Raw genomic sequence first — 477 nt, 5'->3', positions numbered from 1 at the left:
CGTCGACGGCACGACGACCGGCACCCGTTCGGGGACCTTCAGCGCGCCCAGCGGCACATCGTCGGGGGCGCGATCGGGCGTGCGGCCCAGCAACACGGCCAACGCGTAGCGTGTGGACTGCCACTGCGCGCGCAGCCCGGGCAGCGACGCAGCGAGCGTCTCGGCGTTTTGCGCGGACGCCAGCGCGTCGGCGCGGGAGACGGCGCCGAGCACTTCTCGCCGGGCCATTTCTGTAGCGTCGGCCTGCGCCAGTTCGACGAGCCGCTCGGTCGCCTTGACCTGTGCACCGAGCACCGATGCCCCGATGGCGCCGGAGACGATATTCGCCGCGAGCGCCTGCCGCGCCGATTCGAGCTGGAACGCCTGCTGATCGACCTGGGCCGCCAGCGACGCGTCGGCGAAGCGAGCGGCGCCGAATAAGTCGAACGTGTAGCGTGCCTGTACCTGTCCCACGAACATGTTGTAGAGCGCCGTCGG

At 70.9% G+C, this 477-nt stretch carries 1 pseudogene; it reads right to left on the bottom strand.

The window, feature by feature from the left end:
* Nucleotides 1-477 (bottom strand): annotated as a pseudogene (locus tag A985_RS28930) (RND transporter); the annotation flags it as partial.

It is taken from the genome of Pandoraea sp. B-6 (assembly GCF_000282835.1).
GTDB lineage: Bacteria > Pseudomonadota > Gammaproteobacteria > Burkholderiales > Burkholderiaceae > Pandoraea > Pandoraea cepalis.
Note: the sequence above shows the minus strand (reverse complement) of the source record. Positions and strands in the feature narration are given on the sequence as shown.